The 13,620-nt window shown below is 65.8% G+C and carries 15 protein-coding genes; 12 read left to right on the top strand and 3 right to left on the bottom strand.

What is annotated here, in order from left to right; translation table 11 throughout:
• Nucleotides 1-24 precede the first annotated feature (24 nt).
• A complete protein-coding gene (locus tag FBY20_RS03560; RefSeq protein WP_056322314.1) occupies nucleotides 25-756 on the top strand; it encodes a CoA pyrophosphatase in 732 nt (243 codons plus the stop codon).
• Nucleotides 757-837: 81 nt separating this feature from the next.
• Here the strand turns inward: FBY20_RS03560 and rsgA are convergent, their stop codons facing one another.
• Together rsgA and FBY20_RS03550 are read right to left on the bottom strand one after the other, a co-directional pair.
• Nucleotides 838-1,740, bottom strand: coding sequence for a ribosome small subunit-dependent GTPase A (gene rsgA / locus FBY20_RS03555; protein WP_062838621.1), 903 nt, complete (start codon nucleotides 1,738-1,740; stop codon nucleotides 838-840).
• The gene (locus tag FBY20_RS03550; protein WP_142050075.1) at nucleotides 1,737-2,987 is read right to left on the bottom strand and encodes a M48 family metallopeptidase; all 1,251 of its coding nucleotides are present in this window, start codon (nucleotides 2,985-2,987) and stop codon (nucleotides 1,737-1,739) included. The genes rsgA and FBY20_RS03550 overlap by 4 nt, the downstream gene beginning before the upstream one ends.
• A 61-nt stretch (nucleotides 2,988-3,048) precedes the next feature.
• On the opposite strand from FBY20_RS03550, the gene orn reads away from it, so the two are divergent.
• The gene (gene orn, locus FBY20_RS03545) at nucleotides 3,049-3,594 is read left to right on the top strand and encodes an oligoribonuclease (protein WP_142050072.1); all 546 of its coding nucleotides are present in this window, start codon (nucleotides 3,049-3,051) and stop codon (nucleotides 3,592-3,594) included.
• Between the two features lie 59 nt (nucleotides 3,595-3,653).
• Entirely contained in the window at nucleotides 3,654-4,292 is a 639-nt protein-coding gene (locus FBY20_RS03540; protein WP_142050069.1) for an NAD(P)H-hydrate epimerase, read from the top strand.
• Between the two features lie 19 nt (nucleotides 4,293-4,311).
• Here FBY20_RS03540 and paaX read toward each other — a convergent pair whose 3' ends face one another.
• Complete coding sequence (paaX, locus tag FBY20_RS03535; protein ID WP_142050066.1) at nucleotides 4,312-5,241, bottom strand: phenylacetic acid degradation operon negative regulatory protein PaaX; 930 nt, start codon at nucleotides 5,239-5,241, stop codon at nucleotides 4,312-4,314.
• Between the two features lie 172 nt (nucleotides 5,242-5,413).
• On the opposite strand from paaX, the gene paaA reads away from it, so the two are divergent.
• The 9 genes from paaA (at nucleotide 5,414) to paaK (ending at nucleotide 13,606) form a co-directional block, all read left to right on the top strand.
• Nucleotides 5,414-6,403, top strand: coding sequence for a 1,2-phenylacetyl-CoA epoxidase subunit PaaA (gene paaA / locus FBY20_RS03530; protein WP_142050062.1), 990 nt, complete (start codon nucleotides 5,414-5,416; stop codon nucleotides 6,401-6,403).
• Between the two features lie 195 nt (nucleotides 6,404-6,598).
• Nucleotides 6,599-6,883: a 1,2-phenylacetyl-CoA epoxidase subunit PaaB gene (gene paaB, locus FBY20_RS03525; RefSeq protein WP_006388300.1), complete on the top strand. Its 285-nt coding sequence runs from the start codon at nucleotides 6,599-6,601 to the stop codon at nucleotides 6,881-6,883.
• 16 nt (nucleotides 6,884-6,899) lie between these two features.
• The gene (gene paaC, locus FBY20_RS03520; RefSeq protein WP_142050059.1) at nucleotides 6,900-7,664 is read left to right on the top strand and encodes a 1,2-phenylacetyl-CoA epoxidase subunit PaaC; all 765 of its coding nucleotides are present in this window, start codon (nucleotides 6,900-6,902) and stop codon (nucleotides 7,662-7,664) included.
• The gene (gene paaD / locus FBY20_RS03515) at nucleotides 7,661-8,167 is read left to right on the top strand and encodes a 1,2-phenylacetyl-CoA epoxidase subunit PaaD (RefSeq protein ID WP_056322749.1); all 507 of its coding nucleotides are present in this window, start codon (nucleotides 7,661-7,663) and stop codon (nucleotides 8,165-8,167) included. The genes paaC and paaD overlap by 4 nt, the downstream gene beginning before the upstream one ends.
• A 14-nt stretch (nucleotides 8,168-8,181) precedes the next feature.
• Nucleotides 8,182-9,270, top strand: a complete 1,089-nt coding sequence (paaE, locus tag FBY20_RS03510; protein ID WP_056322336.1) for a 1,2-phenylacetyl-CoA epoxidase subunit PaaE — start codon at nucleotides 8,182-8,184, stop codon at nucleotides 9,268-9,270.
• 47 nt (nucleotides 9,271-9,317) lie between these two features.
• Nucleotides 9,318-10,982, top strand: coding sequence for a phenylacetic acid degradation protein PaaN (gene paaN / locus FBY20_RS03505; RefSeq protein ID WP_142050056.1), 1,665 nt, complete (start codon nucleotides 9,318-9,320; stop codon nucleotides 10,980-10,982).
• A gap of 15 nt (nucleotides 10,983-10,997) precedes the next feature.
• A complete protein-coding gene (paaG, locus tag FBY20_RS03500; RefSeq protein ID WP_056322341.1) occupies nucleotides 10,998-11,786 on the top strand; it encodes a 2-(1,2-epoxy-1,2-dihydrophenyl)acetyl-CoA isomerase PaaG in 789 nt (262 codons plus the stop codon).
• Nucleotides 11,786-12,256 carry a hydroxyphenylacetyl-CoA thioesterase PaaI gene (gene paaI, locus FBY20_RS03495; RefSeq protein ID WP_056322752.1) on the top strand — a complete coding sequence of 157 codons (471 nt, stop codon included), beginning with the start codon at nucleotides 11,786-11,788 and terminating at the stop codon, nucleotides 12,254-12,256. The genes paaG and paaI overlap by 1 nt, the downstream gene beginning before the upstream one ends.
• A gap of 36 nt (nucleotides 12,257-12,292) precedes the next feature.
• On the top strand, nucleotides 12,293-13,606 hold the full coding sequence (gene paaK, locus FBY20_RS03490) for a phenylacetate--CoA ligase PaaK (protein ID WP_062838629.1): 1,314 nt from the start codon (nucleotides 12,293-12,295) through the stop codon (nucleotides 13,604-13,606).
• Nucleotides 13,607-13,620: the final 14 nt, after the last annotated feature.

Here is a 13,620-nt window from a genome sequence, read left to right as displayed (position 1 = left end):
CCTTTTTTCTTATTTCTGAGCCGTATGTCTGATTCCTCGTCTTCCGCGCGGCCCCGACGGCCGCTGGCGCGTCCCGGCTTCGATCCCGCGACGCAACCGTGGGTGGTGGCCAACGAATCGCTGCCGCCCGTGCCGACCCGCCTGCTCACGCCGGACTCGCTGCGGGGCACGCTGAGCCAGCCGTCCACCTGGACGCTGGAGTTATCGCGTGACAACGATCTGCGCTATCCCGGACGAGAGGGCGCGCCGGTGCCTGCCGCCGTGCTGATTCCGCTGGTGACCCGTGACGAGGGCGTGAATATCATGCTGACGCAGCGTGCGGCGCACCTGCATGATCACGCGGGCCAGATCAGTTTTCCCGGCGGTCGCATCGAGACCAGCGACGCCACGCCCGTGGCGGCGGCGCTGCGCGAGGCGCAAGAGGAAACCGGCTTGCCGGCCAATCACGTGGAAGTCCTGGGCAGCATGCCGCCGTACCTGACGGCCACCGGCTTTTCGATCATTCCCGTTGTGTCGCTGGTGCGGCCGGGGTTCGAATTGGCGCCCGATGCGTTCGAGGTGGCCGAGGTGTTCGAGGTGCCGCTGTCCTTTCTGATGGACCCGGCCAATCACCGCCTGTACGAAGCCCGGCTGGATGATGGGCGGGTGCGCCAGTATTACGGCATGCCGTATGGGAAGCATTTCATCTGGGGCGCGACTGCGGGCATGCTGCGCAATCTTTATCACCTGCTGCGCCACGGATTCACGCCGCGCTGACGCGTTGGGGCAGGGGGGGGCGCGACCCGCACACGCTGACGGCCCCGATTGGGGCCGTTTTCAATGGCGCGGCGCCAAGCGTCAGTAGCGCTGCTGGCCCGCCAGATTTTCCTCAAGGATGCGTTCGTACAGCGCGTAGCGAGCAGGATCGATCCTGCCGGCCTGCAACGCCGCCATCACGCCGCAGCCGGGCTCGTGGCGGTGGGTGCAGTTGTAGAAGCGGCATTCCTCGATGGGCTGCGTGAACTCCGGAAAACCGCGAATGATGTCGTCACGGGTCAGGTGATGCAGCCCGAATGCCTGGAATCCCGGCGAATCGATCAGGTCGCCGCCCGGCGCCGGCAGATGGTAGAGCCGGGTGCTGGTGGTGGTGTGCTTGCCCATGTCCAGCGCGGTGGAGTGCTCGCGCGTGGCGGCGGCGGCGTCCGGCACCAGGGCGTTCAGCAGCGTGGACTTGCCCATGCCGCTTTGCCCCAGCAGCAGGTTGGTGCGGCCAGCCAGGCGTGGCGCGAGCAGGGTGTGGACTTTTTCGGGCTCGAGCGCACTCAGTTCGATGACATCCACGCCCAGCGCCGCGATGGGCGCAAGCCGCGCGCGGGCGGCCGGCAGCTCGTCGGTCAGGTCCGTCTTGTTCAGGATGATGAGCGGCGCGATGCCCGCGCTCCATGCGCCCGCCAGGGCGCGGCCCGTCAGGTCGTCCGAAAAGGTGGGCCGCACGGCCACGACGATCAACAGCTGGTCCACATTGGACGCAAACTGCTTGGACCGCATTTCGTCGGAACGATAGAGCAGGTTGCTGCGCGGCAGGATGGCGTCGATGGCGCCTTCGTCCTTGCCTTGCGGCGTGATCTTGACCCGATCGCCCACCGCAGCGCCGGTCTTCTTGCCGCGCGGGAAGCATTTGCGTAGCGCGCCGTCGGCCAGTTCCACGGTGTAGTGGCGGCCATGCGCGGCGATGATGCGGCCTTCCATTGGCGCGCTCATGCGGCGGCCGCCATCAGGTGGCGGATGCGCACGGCGGCAGGCGGGTGACTGTCATAGAAGGCGGAATGCACGGGGTCGGGCGTCAGGGTGGCGGCGTTGTCGTCGTACAGCTTGACCAGCGCGGAAACCAGGCGGTCCGGCGAGCTTTGCTCGGCGGCATAGCGGTCCGCTTCGAATTCGTCGCGGCGGGAATACCAGCTGGCAAGCGGCGTCAACATGAAGGTGAATACGGGAATGACCAGGAAGAACAGCAACAGGGCCATGGCGTCGTTGCGGCCACCCAGTTGCGGCAGCACGCCCAGGCCCACATAGAACCACGGTTGCTGCGCGACCCAACCCAGGATGGCAAAGAACACCAGCGCGGCGGCAAAGCTGAAGACCACGCGCTTGATGATGTGACGCTTGGCGAAATGCCCCAGCTCGTGCGCCAGCACGGCTTCGATTTCGTCGGCGTTCAGGCGGGCGAGCAGCGTGTCGAAGAACACGATGCGGCGGGATTTTCCGAAGCCCGTGAAGTAGGCGTTGCCATGCGCCGAGCGGCGCGAGCCGTCCATGACGAAGAGCCCGTTCAAGGCAAAGCCGCAGCGCTGGGCCAGGCGCTGGATGCGGCCGGCCAGTTCGGGGTCGGACAGCGGCGTGAACTTGTTGAAAAGGGGGGCAATGAACATCGGGTAGATGATCAGCAGCGCCAGGTTGAACACCGTCCAGAGCGCCCAGGCCCAGATCCACCAGTAGGCGCCTGCACTGCCCATCAGCCACAGCACTGCGGCGGCCAGCGGCAGGCCCAGCACGGCGGCGACCAGGAGGCCCTTGAGGGCATCGGCCACGAACAGCCCGGGCGTCATGCGGTTAAAGCCAAAGCGCGCTTCCAGCTTGAACTGGCGCCAGAGCGTGAAGGGCAGGCCCAGCAACCCCAGCACCAGCGCCACGGTCACCAGCAGCAGCATCTGCCGCACGAAGTCGTTGCTGGTAAGCTGGCTGACCGCAAGGTCGATGAACTGCAGCCCGCCCAACAGCGTCAGGGCGACCAGCACGAGGGCGTCGTAGGTGCGTTCGAGCATGCCCAGCCTGACCCGCGCCACGGTGTAATCGGCCGCCCGTTGGTGGCTGGCCAGCCCGATGCGATGGGAGAATTCCGCAGGCACCTGGTCCCGATTGCGGGCGACGTGGCGAATCTGGCGCGACGCCAGCCACATGCGCACGGCAATATCGGTCAGCAGGAAGGCAACGAACAGCAGTGTGAACATGGGCGATGCGTTTTGCTCAAGAAGGGATGTGCGAAAATCGCGTGTTTTAAAGGCAAATTATATGGCTGCGAACGAAAACCGCCTGATCTGGCTCGACATGGAAATGACGGGGCTGGACCCCGAGAAAGAACGGATTATCGAGGTCGCCGTCGTGGTGACCGAGCCTGACCTGACAGTCGTGGCCGAAGGGCCGGTGATTGTTGTGCACCAATCCGACAGCCTGCTCGACGCCATGGACAGCTGGAACAAATCCACCCACGGCAAAAGCGGGCTCATCGACAAGGTCAAGGCCTCCACGGTGTCCGAGGCGCAGGCAGAGGATACGCTGTTGGCGTTCCTTGCGCAGCATGTGCCGGCCGGAAAATCGCCGATGTGCGGCAACACCATCAGCCAGGACCGCCGTTTCATGTTTGCGTACATGCCGCGCCTGGAACAGTTCTTCCATTACCGCAACCTGGACGTCAGCACGCTCAAGGAACTGGCGCGCCGCTGGGCCCCCGCCGTCTACAAGGGATTCGAGAAAAAGAGCCGCCACGAAGCGCTGGCCGACATCTACGAGTCCATCGACGAACTCAAGTACTACCGCGAGCATTTCCTGAAGGTCTGAGACCGGCGGCGGACCGCCGGGTTCCAAACGACACACGGCCTTGCCGCCGCGCTTCGCTTATGCCGTCCTACTCCGTCGCGCAGATCCGTCTTGCAGAGCAGCGCGCCCTGGCATCCGGGCGCACCCTGATGCCGCTTGCGGGCGCCGCGGCCGCCAACTTCGTTACCGCGCGGGTTCCCGCGAAGGCCTCGGTGCTTGCCCTGGCCGGTCCCGGCAATAACGGCGGGGACGCGTTGGAAGCGGCCACGCTGCTGCTGGCGCGGGGCTTCGATGTCCATGTGGTGCTGCCTTCCGGCCCCGGCAAGCTGCCCGCCGACGCTGCCCGTGCCTGGGCCGGCTGGCTGGCCGCTGGCGGACAAGCGCGCACGCATGAAGACCTGCCTGACGGACCGTCCCCTGATCTGGTGATGGACGGCCTGTTCGGCATCGGTCTGAACCGTCCCCTGGATGCCAAATGGCAATCCCTGATCGATGCGGTCAATGCCTTGCAGGTGCCGGTGCTGGCGCTGGATGTGCCCAGCGGCATCGAGGCCGACAGCGGGGCGGCGCTGGGCCGCCCGATTCAGGCGCGGTGGACGCTATCTTTCATTGCGGTCAGCCGCGGGCTGTCGCTTCCCGGCGCGGGACGCGAGGCAGCCGGAGAGTGCCACGTCGATACGCTGGGCGTCGTCATGCCCGCCGACAGCGCAGACTGCTGAGCTGCCGCACGGTGGGCTGTCAGGCCGGCCGTCCGCCAAACCGGGTTTCGACCTCGGGCGACAGCGGGCGATAGCGTTCGTTGTCCTGGCCGGCCAGGACATCCAGGTGGATCTCGGACGGATCGAATACCTTCCAGTAGAGCCGGCCGCATAGGTCGCGGGCGGCGTGGCCGGGCCAGTTGTCCGGCAGCATGGGGGCGGGAAGCTGCGGGTCGTGCAAGACGATCCGGCGCCAGCTGTGCAGCACCATGACGCGGACGGTAAATGCGTCTGCGGGCGAGGGCGCATCGTCCAGCAGCTTTTCCAGCGGGCCGAAATTGCGAGAGAACTGCCGGTATTGCTCGGCCACGTCGTCCAGGTTCCAGCACTGGGTGGCCAGGCTGGCGATGGGCAGCCCGCCGGCCCCGGCCAGATCGCGGGCCGACAGCACCAGGGCGCGGTCCGGAATGCCCAGCTTCTCAAGAATCTCGTGCGCGGCGCGCGCCTCGGTGTGCGGATGCGCAAACAGCCCCGGCGCGATCATGCCGAAGCCTTCCCAGGTCAATTCGCGGCGCAACTCGCCGCGTTCTGCCAGTCCGTTGCCCGTGCGAGGCAGCGCGACCAGCGTCCATTCCCCGTTCCATTCCTTGGCGCCGCCTTCGTAGATGCGTTGCGACGCGTGCGACGTATATCGCGCGCCTTGCTCGGAGATCAGGTACAGGCTGCGCCGGCCGTGCCGTTCGGACTGCAGCCAGTTCTGCGCCACCAGGCGAAAGACGCTGGTGCGCAGCAGGCGTTCGTTGATGCCCAGCGGGGCGAGCAGCTCGATCAGGCTGCCCAGCCAGATGGCGCCGCCGTGGGGCGCGAGGGCATCGCCCAGCACGCTGACGCAGAGCGATTTCGCGCGGGGCGGATCGCTTTTCAATAAGCGGGACAGGGCGCGTTCCAGGGGCGACTGAGGGTTTGCCATAAGGAGGGCCGCGGACGGCCGATATCGGGATGCTGGATATGATACATAAATCCAATGTGATACAGATTTGAGTTTGACAATGAATTTTTTGTATTAAATAATCGATCCATGACATGACGGCACTGCGCAGCGTTTGCTTTGCGTTTTCGCAAACCGTCTCAAGGAGACAACTATGTACGCTCAACTCGTCGAAACCGGCGTCAAGCAGGTCAAGACCGCGGACCAGCTTGAAGGCCTGGAACAGACGTTCCAGCGGCGCATCGACGACGGCGTCCGCATCGAGGCCAAGGACTGGATGCCCGAGGCCTACCGCAAGACCCTGATTCGCCAGATCTCGCAGCACGCGCACTCGGAAATCGTGGGCATGCTGCCCGAAGGCAACTGGATCACCCGCGCGCCGTCCCTCAAGCGCAAGGCCATCCTGCTGGCCAAGGTGCAGGACGAAGCGGGCCACGGGCTCTACCTGTACAGCGCCGCGGAAACCCTGGGCGTGTCGCGCGACGACCTGATCGACGACCTGCACGCCGGGCGCGCCAAGTACTCCAGCATCTTCAATTACCCCACGCTCAGCTGGGCCGACATCGGCATGATCGGCTGGCTGGTCGACGGCTCGGCGATCATCAACCAGATTCCCCTGTGCCGCTGTTCGTACGGCCCGTACGCGCGGGCCATGGTGCGTGTCTGTAAGGAAGAGTCCTTCCACCAGCGCCAGGGCTATGACCTGCTCATGCAGATGTGCCTGCACGGCACGCCCGAACAGAAGGCGATGGTGCAGGACTCGCTGAACCGCTGGTGGTGGCCGGCCCTGATGATGTTCGGCCCCTCGGATGCGGATTCGCCCAACAGCGCCCAATCGATGGCATGGAAGATCAAGCTCTTCTCCAACGACGAGCTGCGCCAGAAGATGGTGGACCAGACCGTGCCCCAGGCCGAGTACCTGGGCCTGACAGTCCCCGATCCTGACCTGAAGTGGAACGCCGAGCGCGGTCACTACGACTTCGGCGAAATCGACTGGACCGAGTTCTACGCCGTGCTCAAGGGCAACGGCCCCTGCAACCGCGAACGCCTCGCCGCGCGCGTCAAGGCGCACGAGGACGGCGCCTGGGTGCGCGACGCGCTGGTCGCCCACGCCGAAAAGCAGTCCGCCCGTAGAGCCGCTTGAGGTTCCCCCCCCGGAGCGCTGCGCGCTTCCCCCCCAGGGGGGCGCCGCAGCGGACCGGCGGAGCCCGGATCCGCGCGGCCCCGCTGGCCCTTGCTGGCGCTTCGGGATCGGTCAAATTTCTGGCATTCGCAGTTCCCAATTTCATTTATTGCAGACCGTTGGCGCCATGCGCCCCGGCACTAGAGGAAATCCATCATGAGCAAAGACTGGCCTCTGTGGGAAGTCTTCATCCGCAGCCAGCACGGCCTGGCGCACAAGCACGTGGGCAGCCTGCATGCCCCGGATGCGGAAATGGCGATCAATCATGCCCGCGACGTGTATACGCGCCGCAACGAGGGCCTGAGCATCTGGGTGGTGCGCGCCTCCGATATTTCGGCCAGCAGCCCGGGCGACAAGGATCCGCTGTTCGAGCCGGCCAACAGCAAGGTCTACCGGCATCCGACCTTCTTCCCGATGCCTGAAGAAATCAAGCACATGTAAGGCGGGTGGGGGAGACATGGATAAAGCACTCTTTGAATACCTGCTGCGTCTGGGCGACACGTCGCTCATCCTGTCGCAGCGGCTGGGCGCCTGGACGGGCCACGGTCCGATCCTGGAAGAAGACCTGGCGCTGACCAACACGGCGCTGGACCTGCTGGGCCAAGCCCGTATGTGGCTGACGCTGGCCGGCGAGGTCCAGGGCGCGGGCCGTGACGAGGACGCGCTGGCATATCTGCGCGACGCGCACGAATTCCGCAACGCGCTGCTGGTCGAGCGCGACAACGGCAACTACGCCGACACCATGGCGCGGCAATTCCTGTTCGACGTGTGGCATTACTTCCTGCTGCAGCGCCTGGAGACGTCCGCCGACGAGCGCGTTGCGGCCATCGCGGCCAAGTCGCTCAAGGAAGTGACCTATCACGTGCGGCGTTCCTCCGACATGGTGGTGCGTCTGGGCGACGGCACGGCCGAAAGCCACGCCAAGATGCAGGCCGCCATCGACGACGCGTGGCGTTTCACCGGCGAGCTCTTTGCCGACGACGCCATCGACCAGGACCTCGCGGCGCGCGGCATCGGCTGTGAACTGGCCGCGCTGCGCCAGCCCTGGCTTGCGCACGTGCGTGAAGTGCTGGAAGAAGCCACCTTGACGGTGCCCGACGAGGCGGCCGCAAACCACGCGGCGCACCGCGGCGGACGCCAGGGCAAGCACACCGAGGCGCTGGGCTACATGCTGGCCGAAATGCAATACCTGCCCCGCGCCTACCCGGGAGCCACGTGGTGAACGCGCTCGCGCCCATTTCCGCCGACCAGGTCTACGCCTGGCTGCAGGAGGTTCCCGATCCGGAGATCCCCGTGCTGTCCGTGGTGGACCTGGGCGTGGTGCGCGATGTGTCGTGGGACGGCGACGCCTGTGTGGTCGTCATCACGCCGACCTATTCGGGCTGCCCCGCCATGCGCGAAATCACGCAGGACATCCGCCAGACGCTCGAACGCCACGGCGTGCCCGAGGTCCGGGTGGAAACGCGCCTCGCGCCCGCCTGGACGACCGACTGGATGACCGAAAAAGGCCGCGAGGCCCTCAAGGGTTACGGCATCGCGGCCCCCGCCGAACGCGCCATCGACATCTCGGGCATCAGCCGCCGCGCGGCCGCGCCGGCCATCGCCTGCCCGCGCTGCGGGTCGCGCGACACGCGCCTGGTCAGCAATTTCGGCTCCACGTCGTGCAAGGCGCTGTATCGCTGCGTCTCGTGCCGCGAGCCCTTCGATTATTTCAAGACTCACTAAAGAGTGGTTTCGAGATGAGCCAGAACCAATTCCATGCTTTGAAGGTGGCGTCCGTCGCGCGCAACACGCGCGACGCCGTGGTCGTGACCTTCGACCTGCCCGAGGCGCTGACGGAAGAATTTGCCTTCCAGCCCGGCCAGTACCTGACGCTGCGCACGCAGCTCAACGGCGAAGAACTGCGTCGTTCGTATTCGATCTGTTCGGCGCCGCGCGACAAGCTCCTGCGCGTCGCGATCAAGAAGGTCGACGAGGGCGTGTTCTCAAGCTGGGCCAATCACGAATTGCAGCCTGGCCAGACGCTCGAAGTCATGGCGCCGGCCGGCAACTTCACGGTGGATTTCTCGCCCGAGAACCAGCGCCACTATGTGGCCTTCGCGGTGGGCAGCGGCATCACGCCTGTCTTTTCGCTGGTCAAGACGGCGCTGTCGACCGAACCCAAGAGCAAGTTCACCCTGTTCTTCGGCAACCGCGCGTCGTCCGCGGTGCTGTTCCGCGAGGAAATCGAAGACCTGAAGAACCTGTACATGGACCGCTTTTCGCTGGTCTACGTCATGAGCCGCGAGACGCAGGACATCGAACTCTTCAACGGCCGCCTGGACGGGGACAAGGTCGATCAGCTCATGTCGGCCTGGATGAGCCCGGAGGATATCGATTACGCTTTTGTGTGCGGTCCCCAGACCATGACGGAGAGCGTGGTCGAACGATTGCAGGCGCGCGGCATCCCGAAGTCGAACATCAAGTTCGAACTCTTCGGCGCGCCGAAGGGCCCGCGCGCGCTGCGCACCGGCCAGGATGCCCGCCAGGCGCCCGGCAAGGGACAGTGCGAGGTCACCGTGGTGCAGGACGGGCATAGCCGCATGTTCGTCATCGACAAGAACAAGGACAGCGTGCTGGATTCGGCGCTGGCGCAGGGCATCGAACTGCCGTATTCGTGCAAGGGCGGGGTGTGTTCCACCTGCCGCTGCAAGGTGATTGAAGGCGAGGTGGACATGGACGCCAACTTCGCCCTTGAAGACTATGAGGTCGCGCGCGGGTTCATCCTGAGCTGCCAGAGCTTCCCGGTCAGCGACCGGCTGGTCATCGACTTCGACCAGGAAACCTGACCTGGCGCGCGCCAGGCAAGCATTCAAATCTTATTGGAGAGACAAGCGTGTCCCAGAAATTCTTCGAACGCCACCAGCCCCTGCTGGAACAATCCCTGGCAGCCGCCGCGCTGCGCGGCTACTGGAGCCCGTTTGCCGAGTCGCCCAGCCCGCGCAACTATGGCGAGACCGCCAACGACGAGGGCCGCGCCGCCTTTGAAGCCCTCAAGGGCAAGCCTTTTCCGCTGAACCTGCACGATGCCGACGGCGTCGTGGGCGGCGAAAAATCGCCCTATGGTTTCGACCTGGGCATCACCTATCCGCGCGTGCCGGCCGACAAGCTGATCGCCGCTTCCAAGCGCGCCCTCGAAGACTGGCGCCGCGCCGGTCCGCGCGCCTGGGTGGGCGTGTCGCTGGAAATCCTGGCGCGCCTGAACAAGCTCAGCTTCCAGATCGCCTACGCGGTCCAGCACACCACCGGTCAGGGCTTCATGATGGCCTTCCAGGCCGGCGGCCCCCACGCGCAGGACCGCGGCTTCGAAGCCGTCACCTACGCCTGGCAGGAGATGTCGCGCATTCCGGGCGTCGCCGTCTGGGAAAAGCCGCAGGGCAAGAACGATCCCATCCGCATGGAAAAGCACTTTACGATCGTGCCGCGCGGCGTCGCGCTGGTGATCGGCTGCTCGACCTTCCCGACGTGGAATGGCTATCCCGGGCTGTTTGCCAGCCTGGCGACGGGCAACACCGTCATCGTCAAGCCGCACCCGGGCGCGATCCTGCCGCTGGCCATCACCGTGAAGGTGGCGCGCGAAGTGCTGCAGGAAGCCGGCTTCGATCCCGACGTCGTGCAGCTTGCCGCCCATGAAGCGGGTGACGACACCGCGCAGAAGCTGGCGCTGGACCCGGCGGTCAAGATCGTCGACTTCACCGGCAGCACCGCCAACGGCGACTGGCTGGAGAACAATGCGCGCCAGGCCCAGGTCTACACCGAGAAGGCCGGCGTGAACCAGGTCATCATCGATTCGACCTCGGACCTGGAGGGCGTGGCCCGCAACCTGGCGTTCTCGCTGGCCCTGTATTCCGGCCAGATGTGCACGGCGCCGCAGAACATCTATGTGCCGCGCGACGGCATCAACACGCCCGAAGGCCGGGTCAGCTTCGACGACGTGGCCGCCGCGTTGGGCGTGGCGCTGGAAAAGGTCGGCGCCGACGCCGCCAAGGCCGTCGAACTGACGGGCGCCATCCAGAACGAAGGCATCGTCGAGCGCATCGAGAAGGCGCGCGCCTTGGGTCTGCCCGTCGTGGCCGACAGCAAGACGCTGGTCCATCCGCAGTTCGAGAACGCGCGCGTGCGCACGCCGCTGCTGCTGCGCACCGAGGCCGGCAACCCGGCGCTCAGCCAGGAGTGGTTCGGTCCCATCGCGTTTGTCGTGGCCACCGATTCCACCGCGCACAGCATCGAGCTGGCGCGTGACAGCGTCATCGAGCACGGCGCGCTGTCCCTGTCCGCCTACACCACGGACGAGCGCGTGGCCGAGCAGATCCAGGACGCCGCCGAAGTGTCGGGCGTGTCGCTGTCGCTGAACCTGACCGGCGCGGTGTTCGTCAACCAGACCGCGGCCTTCAGCGACTTCCATGGCACCGGCGCCAACCCGGCGGCCAACGCGGCGCTGTCGGACACGGCGTTCGTCTCCAACCGCTTCCGCGTGGTGCAAACCCGCCGTCACATCTAAGCCGGGCGATCGCACATGACCTACCAGGATATTCAATTCGACCTGTCCGGCGGCATCGCGCGCCTGACGCTTAACCGCCCGGACAAGCTCAATAGCTTCACGGCCAACATGCACGCGGAAGTGGCCGACGCGCTGACCCGCGTCGAAACCGAAGGCGCGCGCGTGCTGGTGCTGACGGGCGCCGGCCGCGGTTTCTGCGCCGGCCAGGACCTGAGCGAGCGCAAGCCCGCGCCCGACGGCACGCCGCCGGATCTGGGCGAGACCGTCGACAAGTTCTACGCGCCGCTGGTGCGCCGGCTGGGCGCCTTGCCCATGCCGGTCGTGGTGGGCGTGAACGGCGTGGCCGCGGGGGCGGGTGCCAATCTGGCGTTTGCGGGCGACATCGTCATCGCCAAGGCGTCGGCCAACTTCATCCAGTCGTTCTGCCGCCTGGGGCTCATTCCGGATACGGGCGGCACGTTCGCGCTGCCCCGTCTGGTGGGCCGCGCCCGCGCCATGGGCCTGGCCATGCTGGGCGACAAGCTGAGCGCCAAGCAGGCAGAAGAGTGGGGCCTGATCTGGCAATGCGTGGCCGACGAGGAATTCGACGCTGCGCTGGAGCGCCTGGCCACGCATTTCGCGGCCGCGCCCACCAAGGGCCTGGCGTTCACCAAGCGGGCGCTGCAGGCCAGCCTGGGCAATGACCTGTCCACGCAGCTGGACCTGGAACGCGACATGATGCGCGAACTGGGCCGCAGCGCCGACTATGCCGAAGGCGTGGCCGCGTTCCTGGGCAAACGCGAACCGCAGTTCAAGGGGCAATGATGGGCGTTCACGTTCCCCCCGTTGAAGTGCCGGCCGATCCGCAGGAACTGGCGCAGGCCGTGGGCTCGGTGATGTATGCCGGCGACGCGGCTTCGCAAGGCCTGGACATGAAGATCGAGGAAATGGCGCCGGGCTACGCGCGGCTGACCATGCGGGTGCGGCCCGACATGCTGAACGGCCACAAGACTTGCCACGGCGGCTTCATCTTCGCCCTGGCCGACAGCGCCTTCGCGTTCTCGTGCAATTCCCGCAATGTCAGCACCGTGGCGTCGGGTTGCACGATCGACTATCTGGCGCCGGGATTCGAGGGCGACCTGCTGACCGCCGTGGCCCAGGAGCGTTCGCTCGCTGGCCGCACCGGCGTCTACGACGTCACCGTGACCAACCAGGACGGCCGCAACGTGGCCTTGTTCCGGGGACGTTCGTACCGCATCAAGGGCCAGATCGTCGGGACGCCCACGGACGCCTGACTGCATTACAGAACCAAAGAGAAGAGAGACATCATCATGCCCAACACCATGAGCAAGCCGGGACTGGATCCTATCGAGCATGCCAGCCAGGACGAGCTGCGGGCGCTGCAGCTGGACCGCTTGAAGTGGACCCTCAAGCATGCGTACGAAAACGTGCCGCACTACAAAAAGGCGTTCGACGAAGCCGGCGTGCATCCGGACGACCTGAAGCAGTTGTCCGATATTTCGAAGTTCCCGTTCACCACCAAGAAGGAATTGCGCGAGAACTATCCATTCGGCATGTTTGCCGTGCCGCGCGAGCGCATCTCGCGCATCCACGCGTCCAGCGGCACGACCGGCAAGCCGACCGTGGTGGGCTACACGCAGGGCGACCTGGACAACTGGGCCAATCTGGTGGCCCGTTCGATCCGCGCGGCGGGGGGCAAGCCCGGCGATACGGTTCACGTGGCCTATGGCTACGGGCTGTTCACGGGCGGCCTGGGCGCGCACTACGGGGCCGAACGCCTGGGATGCACGGTCATTCCGATGTCGGGCGGACAGACTGAAAAGCAGGTCCAGCTGATCAATGATTTCCGTCCGGACATCATCATGGTCACGCCTTCCTATTTCTGCAACATCCTGGAAGAGCAGCGCCGCCAGGGTATCGATCCGCGTCAAAGCTCGCTGCGCATCGGCATTTTCGGCGCCGAACCCTGGACGGGCCAGATGCGCGCCGACATCGAGGCCGAAGCCGGCATCGACGCCGTCGACATCTACGGCCTGTCCGAAGTGATGGGCCCGGGCGTGGCGAGCGAATGCGTCGAGACCAAGGACGGTCCGGTGGTCTGGGAAGATCATTTCTACGCCGAGATCATCAACCCGGATACGGGCGAACCGGTGGCCGACGGCGAACCGGGCGAACTGGTGTTCACGTCGCTGACCAAGGAAGCGATGCCCATCGTGCGCTACCGCACGCGCGACCTGACCCGCCTGTTGCCGCCCACGGCGCGCAGCATGCGCCGCATCGGCAAGATCACGGGCCGCAGCGACGACATGCTGATCGTGCGCGGCGTGAACATGTTCCCCACGCAGGTGGAAGAACTGGTCCTGAAGATCGCGCAGCTTGCGCCGCACTACCAGCTGGTGCTGAGCCGCACCGGCAACATGGACGAGCTGGAGATCCTGACCGAAGTGCGCGCCGAGTTCTCGGGCCTGTCCGACGCTGAACGCGCCAACCTGGGCAAGCAGTTGCAGCACGCGGTCAAGACGCACATCGGCGTCAGCGCGCGCATCCAGGTGTCGGATGCCGGGCATGTGGAACGCACGTTGACCGGCAAGGCGCGCCGGGTGATCGACAAGCGTCCGAAGTAAAAAAAAGCAGCCGC

Origin of the sequence: Achromobacter sp. SLBN-14 (assembly GCF_006715415.1) — a bacterium.
GTDB lineage: Bacteria > Pseudomonadota > Gammaproteobacteria > Burkholderiales > Burkholderiaceae_B > Achromobacter > Achromobacter mucicolens.
The sequence above is the reverse complement of the archived record's forward strand: the minus strand, read 5'-3'. Positions and strand labels throughout refer to the sequence as shown.